At 37.4% G+C, this 6880-nt stretch carries 5 protein-coding genes; all 5 read right to left on the bottom strand.

The annotated features are described in order from the left end of the window. Positions 1-14 precede the first annotated feature (14 nt). Positions 15-1946 carry a fructose-1,6-bisphosphatase gene (gene fbp / locus ACGLXV_RS22155; RefSeq protein WP_391560328.1) on the bottom strand — a complete coding sequence of 644 codons (1932 nt, stop codon included), beginning with the start codon at positions 1944-1946 and terminating at the stop codon, positions 15-17. Between the two features lie 167 nt (positions 1947-2113). Then, positions 2114-2599, bottom strand: a complete 486-nt coding sequence (locus ACGLXV_RS22150; protein ID WP_391560327.1) for a nitroreductase family protein — start codon at positions 2597-2599, stop codon at positions 2114-2116. 27 nt (positions 2600-2626) lie between these two features. Further along, complete coding sequence (locus ACGLXV_RS22145) at positions 2627-4477, bottom strand: ABC transporter ATP-binding protein (protein ID WP_391560326.1); 1851 nt, start codon at positions 4475-4477, stop codon at positions 2627-2629. After that, entirely contained in the window at positions 4470-6203 is a 1734-nt protein-coding gene (locus tag ACGLXV_RS22140) for an ABC transporter ATP-binding protein (protein ID WP_391560325.1), read from the bottom strand. The genes ACGLXV_RS22145 and ACGLXV_RS22140 overlap by 8 nt, the downstream gene beginning before the upstream one ends. A gap of 125 nt (positions 6204-6328) precedes the next feature. Then, positions 6329-6784: a MarR family winged helix-turn-helix transcriptional regulator gene (locus ACGLXV_RS22135; protein ID WP_391560324.1), complete on the bottom strand. Its 456-nt coding sequence runs from the start codon at positions 6782-6784 to the stop codon at positions 6329-6331. Positions 6785-6880: the final 96 nt, after the last annotated feature.

Here is a 6880-nt window from a genome sequence, read left to right as displayed (position 1 = left end):
AGCACTGTCCCGGCTTATTTCATATAACGGTATTCTCGCAAACTATTTAAAATAGATATTTCCTGTAATAACTCTTCTCCCACATTTGTTTCTCTTACCTTTTTTCTTTCGAGCTCTTTATCTACCAATCTTTTTACTGATAATACATCTGTTCCATTACATAGAACTTCTTGTTTTGAATTAAATTGCTTATGAGCCACCAGCTGCATACCGTACGAATTATATAATAACGTGTATCCCGCTATCCCTGTTGTTGATTGATACGCTTTGGAAAATCCTCCATCTATGACAAGCATTTTACCATTTGCTTTAATTGGATTTTCTCCTTCGATTTCTTTTACTGGTGTATGGCCATTGATAATATGACCTTGATCGGGATTCAGACCAAACTCGTCTAGAATTTTACGGCATATGTCCTCGTTTTCACGTAAATAGTAGTATGGGTTCTTTTTCTCTTTATGGGTTTCCTTATCTTTAATGAAGTATCGCTCAAAGGTTGTCATGGCTCTTTTTCCAAAGAGAGAGGAGTACTCTCCTGTCCATAAATACCAGACCATATCTGTCGCCAGATCATCTGTCTCTTCAGGATGTGCAAAAGCATGACGTAAATAATGTTCAAATTTATCAAGTAATTCCCGACCAGCATAGGTTTTATTCTCAATCACCATTTTCTCCATATGTCCTTCTTCATCTAAAGGAATACAGCCATGGATTAATAGGTTTCCGTTATATCTTAAATAAAGACTGCCTTTTTTCATTAGAAAATTCATATGCCTTGCTAATTTTTCGGAATGCTGGACAGAAAATAACAGTCTTTCGATCACTTGAGCTTCTTCCTCTAATAATTGATCGGGCTGTGCTGGATTCACTGTAGCAAAGCAGCTGTTTTCCAGTTGGTATGTTTTCCCATGGATTGTAATTTCATTTCTGTCATAATCAATTTTCTCGAGCAGAAGTCTCTCGGACATATTAAAGTTCGGGCGTCTCTTTATGATAGGCATCTCTAATTTAAACTGAATCATGGAAATAGCTTGATGAATTTTTGTAATTTGTAGTCGTTCATGATCTGATAGTTTCTTATCTGAATGTGCCTTTGGTCTAAAAGCGGGATTGTCATTATAGTATTTCTCTGCAAGATTAAGAAGCGGTCTAAGATTGATTCCATAAACATCTTCAATAATATCCAAATTATCATACCGAGCACAGATACGAATAATATTAGCGAGACAAACCTTTGAACCAGCGAATGCACCTAGCCATAGAACATCATGATTTCCCCATTGAATATCAACAGAATGATAATTGATGAGAGTTTCCATAATTTTATCTGGTTCAGGTCCCCGATCATAAATATCGCCAACTACATGAAGATGGTCAACTACCAATCTTTGAGTAGTATAAGCTAGACCGATTATGAGCTTTTCTGCCTGTCCTAAGGAAGTAATTTGTTGAACAATCTTCGTATAATATTGTTCCTTATTGTTGGAATCATCTGCTTTATAAAGTAACTCTTCAATTATGTAAACAAACTGCTTGGGCAATGCTTTACGTAATTTCGAACGTGTATATTTGGAAGAGGCATACGATATGAGCTTTATCATACGATAGATGATGACTATATACCATTGGTTAACTTCTAGATCACTACTAAAAGTATTTTTTACTAACTGTAATTTTTCTTCAGGATAATAAATTAATGTAGCAAACTCATTCATTTCTTTTTCAGTTAAAACATCTTGAAACAGATCTTTTATTTTTTCCTTTACATTTCCCGATCCATTTCTTAACACATGCTGAAAAGCTTGATACTCCCCATGTAAATCACTAACAAAATGTTCTGTTCCCTTTGGAAGATTAAGGATCGCTTCTAGATTAATAATTTCCGTTACTACTTTTTCTTCACTATCATATTTTTGGGCCAGTAAATCTAAGTATTTTGGATTCAAGGTATGTATCCCCTTTCATTGTTCACCACTATTTTACACTTTAATAGATTTAGAGGAAATACTATATTTAAAAAAGAAATCGTATTCTATAACCCAAATGATTCCAATTTTAAAATAAAAAAAGCGGTGACTCCCTATTAGGAGACACTGCTTTCAAGGCAAATTATTTATGGAAGATACTTAATTTTTTCTTGTATAGCTGTTCTTTCTTTTGGTTGACTAATCTCTTCAGGATAGCCAATCCCAAACACCCCGATACAATCGTACCCATCTGGAATACCCATGATTTCACGGTTTTTAGCTGCATACCCCATGGAAGACCAGAAAGTTCCAACACCTTCTGCCCAAGCAGCTAAATTAAGGTTCTGAACAAAGCAAGCTGTGGCAAGTGCATTTTCATATGTCTCTATTTCTGTTGATCCATGTTTGGATAGGATCGCTAGTACAACAGGTGCCTGACAAAAATTTGTTTTATGGTTTAATATTGTTCTTGTTTCTGGCCCAATCATATACACCTCCCATGGCTGGGTCATTTTATGATTAGGAGCCATTGTTCCGGCTTCTAACCATTTGTTAATTTGTTCTGGTTCAACCATGTCCGGTTTAAATTTTTTGATATTTCGTCTAGAATAAATGTTTTCTAAAATGTTCAATGTATTTCCTCCCCTTGGTTCTGTTCATTAACTTACACGTTTAAACTGACTGGTATAAAGCTCATAATAAAATCCTTTTTTCTCTACTAATTCATCGTGAGTCCCTTGTTCGATAATCTCACCTCCATTAATAACTAAAATTTGATTTGCTTCACGAATGGTACTCAAACGATGAGCAATGACAAAACTCGTGCGATCTTTCATTAATTGCTTCATTGCTTCTTGAATATGCATTTCCGTACGTGTATCAATACTGCTTGTTGCTTCATCTAGAATTAATATCGACGGATTTGCTAAAATCGCTCTGGCAATCGTAAGTAATTGACGTTGTCCTTGGCTTAGGTTCGCACCCTCTGCGGTAAGGACTGTGTCATAGCCCATCGGTAACTTTTGAATAAAGCTATCTGCGTTAGCTAGTTTAGCTGCTACTTCAATGTCTTCGTCGGTTGCCTCTAACCTGCCATAACGGATATTTTCTCGAATCGTATCTGAAAAGACATAGGCATCTTGAAGAACGATCCCTAATTTCCGGCGGAGACTATCCTTACTGATTTGTTGAATGTCAGCCCCATCAATGGTTATTTTCCCATTATTAATTTCATAGAATCGGGTTAATAGATTCACAATGGTTGTTTTTCCAGCTCCAGTTGGCCCAACTAATGCAATAGTTTCTCCTGGTCTTGCTTTTAAGGACAAACCTTTGATTACGGGCAACCCTTCCTTGTATCCAAATGAGACATCATCAAAAATGACTTCTCCGGTCATGTTTGTTATTTCTTTAGAAGATTTATCATTTTCAAACTCTGTTTCTTCATCTAGTATTTCAAAAACTCGTTCTGCCCCCGCTACCGCTGATTGAAGCATATTAAATTGGTTCGCCAATTGATTAATGGGATCACTAAATTGTCTAGAATATGTAAGAAAGCTTACAACTACACCAACTGTAATGGCTTGCTCATAGGCCATCCAGCCTCCTGCTGCTGCAATGATGGCAAAGCTAATATTTCTCATCACATTCATGACGGGTCCTACTAGACCTGAATAAATTTGCGCTTGAATCGATGAGTCACGTAACTTTTCATTGATGTGTTGAAATTCCTCTTTCACTTTTTCCTCACGGTGAAAGACTTTGACAACTTTTTGTCCGGAAATCGTTTCTTCGATATAGCCGTTCAATTCACCTAAATATTGTTGTTGGCTTTTAAAGAATGTTCGAGTAAATTTGGCTATTCTGGAAGTTAAAAAAATAACCAAAGGAATCGTTACGAAACTGACAAATGTAAGCCAAATATTTAAATGAATCATAAAAGCTAAAGCACCAATTAAGGTTACTACACTAGAGATAAGGGATGTGAAGCTTTGATTTAATGTATTCGTAATGTTCTCCATATCGTTCGTTGTCCGGCTCATTATTTCCCCGTGGGTTTGACTGTCAAAATAACGCAAAGGCAATTTTTGGAGCTGAGAGAATAAATCTTTACGCATATCAAGCACCGTATATTGAGAGACAGATGCCATAAAAAACGATTGAAACCATGTTGCTAGAGAACTAAAAACATAGATACCTAGAAGGGTGAAACAAAGCCACAGCAACCCATCATAGTCTTTTGGTATGATAAAACGGTCAATGGAGAGTCCAATGAAATAAGGTGCCATTAGATTAAAGACAGAACTAAGAATGGTGAGAATAACGACAAGAATAAGACCCTTTCTCTGTTTCCCAATATATGACCAAATTCTCCGTAACGTTTTCTTAGTATCATATGCTCGTTGGACAGGCATGTTCCCTCGGAATGCTCCAGGACCTCCACCCATTCCTAATTGCGGTCCCAAGGGTCTCATTTGGTGGTTTGGTTGTTGATTTCTCTGTTCAGCCATATACGACCTCCTCCTTCCCTAATTGAGATCGATAAATTTCCTGATATACTTCACTCTGACGCATTAATTCTTGATGAGTACCTTCCGCCACAATCTTCCCTTCATCGAGGACAAGAATTTTATCTGCTTCTAATACAGAGGAAATTCGTTGAGCAATCAGAAAAGAAGTGCTTTCTTCCATAAGTTCCTTGATTGCTTTCTGTATTCGAGACTCGGTCCCTAAATCCACGGCGCTTGTGCTATCATCGAGAATTAATATAGACGGACGAATTAAAAGTGCTCTTGCAATAGAAATTCTCTGTTTCTGGCCTCCGGAAAGATTAACACCTCTTTGGCCAAGAATCGTATCATAACCGTCTGGCATGCTCATGATAAAATCATGTGCACAGGCCGCTTTTGCCGCTTTCTCCACATCCTCTTGAGTTGCATTTGGCATTCCATAACGAATATTTTCTCGAATGGTCCCACTAAACAAAATGGTTTGCTGCAAAACCACACCCATTTGCGTTCGAAGATGTTCTAATGACATATTACGAATATCCTTGCCATCAATGAGCACTCGTCCTGCAGTTACATCGTATAATCTAGGAATTAAGCTTACCAATGTAGATTTACCTGAGCCTGTGGCACCTAAGACCGCAACCGTCTGACCAGCGCCTGCCAAAAAGGTAATATCCTTCAACACGGTTTCCTCCGATAGATCAGAATAACCAAAAGAAACGTGATCAAACATGACTTCACCGCTAGTAATTACATGGGACTCAGCACCCTTATAATCAATTAGATCGGAATGGGTGTCGAGAACTTCTCTTACACGATCAGTTGAAACCTTTGCACGAGAGATATTCATCATGATCATTCCAATCATCATGATGGCTGATAAGACCTGCGTCACGTAGTTAATGAAGGCAATCAGATCTCCAATTTGAAGGGAGCCATTCCAGGTCTGGCCAGCTCCAAACCACAGTATAATGACCAAGCTAACATTTAGAATGATCATCATGACAGGCATGTTTAAAGAAACAAGCCGAGTAGCTCTAACAGCCATATCGGTATAATCCGTGTTTGTACGACTGAACCGAGTATTCTCATAATCATTACGGACAAATGCTTTTACCACACGAATCCCCATTAAATTTTCTTGAAGCACGCTGTTCACCTTATCTAACTTTTGTTGAACGATCGAATATAGTGGGAACGCATAACGGATCAGTAAATACAAAACGACAAATAAAATAGGAATCGTTAGAACAAATATAATCGCCAGCTTTACACTTATAGTAAAAACCATAATAACACTACCAATCGTCAATAGCGGCGACCGGATACTCCTAAGGGCCATTAAAACAAACATTTGTAATTGAACAATATCGTTTGTCAACCGTGTAATTAAGGATCCACCTTCAAATTGATCCAAATTTTTAAACGAAAATGTTTGAACCTTATCAAATACATCCTTTCTTACATCAGCAGCAAAATTCACCGACGCTTTGCTGGCAAACACCGTACAGCCTACGCCACCAAAAAGACCAAATAAAGCCACAAGAATCATGAGACCACCTGTCTTTAAAATGAATTCTAAATCATTGTTAAAGACCCCATTATTCACAATCTCCGCCATCAGTTTCGGCTGAAGTAAATCCATAGATACTTCAAGAATCATAAACAACGGTGCCAATATGGTTGCTTTCCAATATGGCTTTAAATATTTCATTAACTTTTTCATATAACACCTCTCTCAAAGAAGGCCAAAAAATATAATGATAAAAGTGATTACTAGGTTCCTCGCTTATATTATATAGCGAACCTAACTAAATTACCGGCTATATAGCCGAGTAAAAATTGTTATTCTCATTCTTTACAACGTGAACCATGAAGCTTGAGATTTGCAGTCATTTTCATCATAATTTCAACCAGCGTGTTCTGTTCCTCTTCAGTAAGCTGATTAAATGGACCAGCCATCATCTCCATTCGGGAATGTTTCATTTTAGAAATCATTTCTTTTCCAGCCTCAGTTAATTTTACGATGCGTGTCCTTGCATCATTTTTATCCGGTTCTCGGTAAACCGTTCCAGCTAACTCTAATCGATCAATCATTTGAGACATGGAACTCGAACGAACTTCTAGCCGCTCCGCAAGCTGACCGATTGTACATCCATCTTGTTTGGCTAGAAAACGTAAAATCAGCCACTGTGTCTTCGTAATCTCCGTTCCATCTTGGCTATTCCTTTGGCTCCTCTTCATATGTCGACCAATCGCTTGAACACAATCTACAAATTGCTCTAATTGTTTTTCCTGTGATTCCATTATTTAGTCACCTCATATTTAAATTATATAGCGATCCTAAATAACTGTCAATTAAAAACACATGCTACACTTCCTTAGGTACACGAAAATGACTTA

The organism is Robertmurraya sp. (genome assembly GCF_036676585.1).
Taxonomy (GTDB): domain Bacteria; phylum Bacillota; class Bacilli; order Bacillales; family Cytobacillaceae; genus Robertmurraya_A.
Note: the sequence above shows the minus strand (reverse complement) of the source record. Positions and strands in the feature narration are given on the sequence as shown.

Excerpts from the sequence above, each read along its gene's own strand:
- ACGLXV_RS22145 (WP_391560326.1), bottom strand. The coding sequence starts at position 4,477 with ATGGCTGAACAGAGAAATCAACAACCAAACCACCAAATGAGACCCTTG.
- ACGLXV_RS22135 (WP_391560324.1), bottom strand. The coding sequence starts at position 6,784 with ATGGAATCACAGGAAAAACAATTAGAGCAATTTGTAGATTGTGTTCAA.
- ACGLXV_RS22140 (WP_391560325.1), bottom strand. The coding sequence starts at position 6,203 with ATGAAAAAGTTAATGAAATATTTAAAGCCATATTGGAAAGCAACCATA.